General features: G+C 69.1%; 1 pseudogene. It reads right to left on the bottom strand.

The features are described from left to right. Positions 1–1,123: pseudogene (locus tag IO33_RS0141835) on the bottom strand (alpha-1,4-glucan--maltose-1-phosphate maltosyltransferase); the annotation flags it as partial.

The raw sequence follows: 1,123 nt of genomic DNA, 5'->3' as shown, positions 1-1,123 counted from the left end.
CTGGTGATGAGCGGTGCGATGGTGCGGCCCTCGCGTGCGGCGGCCGCCCAGTCGCGGGGTTTGAGCTGGTACTTCTCCGAGTCGAGGTATTCCTCGCCGCCCTGCCGGAGCGGAGTGTTCTCGCACAGCTCGTAGCCGCTGTAGATGCCCCAGGTGGGGGAGAGGGTCGCGGCGAGCACGGCCCGGACCTCGAAGGCGGGCCGCCCGCCGTGCTGGAGATAGGCGTGCAGGATGTCCGGGGTGTTGGCGAACAGGTTCGGCCGCATGTAGGCCGCCGCCTCCCCCGACAACTCACCCAGGTACTCGGTCAGTTCCTCCTTGGTGTTGCGCCAGGTGAAGTAGGTGTACGACTGCTGGAAGCCGATCTGGGCCAGGGTGTGCATCATCGCCGGCCGGGTGAACGCCTCCGCCAGGAAGATCACGTCCGGGTCCTCGCGGCCCACCTCGGCGATGACCCGCTCCCAGAACACCACCGGCTTGGTGTGCGGGTTGTCCACCCGGAAGATCCGCACACCGTGCCCCATCCAGTGCCGCAGGATCCGTACCGTCTCCGCGACCAGGCCGTCCATGTCCGCGTCGAAGGCGACCGGGTAGATGTCCTGGTACTTCTTCGGCGGGTTCTCCGCGTAGGCGATGCTCCCGTCGGGGCGGTGACGGAACCACTCGGGGTGCTTGTGCACCCACGGATGGTCCGGGGAACACTGCAGCGCGAAGTCCAGGGCGACCTCCAGACCCAGCTTGTGCGCCTCGCCGACGAAGTGGTCGAAGTCCTCCAGCGTGCCGAGCCCGGGATGGACGGCGTCGTGCCCGCCCTCGGGCGAACCGATCGCCCACGGCACGCCCACGTCGTCGGGTCCGGCGGTGAGCGTGTTGTTGGGGCCCTTGCGGAACGTGGTGCCGATGGGGTGGATGGGCGGCAGGTAGACGACGTCGAAGCCCATGTCCGCGATCGGCTTCAGCCGGCGCACGGCCGTGCGGAACGTGCCGTGCGGCTGCCGCGCGGTGCCCTCCGAGCGCGGGAAGAACTCGTACCAGGAGCCGAACAGCGCGCGTTCCCGCTCCACCAGCAGCGGCATCGGATCCGAGGCGGTGACCAATTCCCGCAACGGGTACCGGGCCAGGA

Source organism: Streptomyces durhamensis (assembly GCF_000725475.1).
GTDB classification, from domain to species: domain Bacteria; phylum Actinomycetota; class Actinomycetes; order Streptomycetales; family Streptomycetaceae; genus Streptomyces; species Streptomyces filipinensis.
This window is presented reverse-complemented; position numbering and strand designations above follow the sequence as displayed.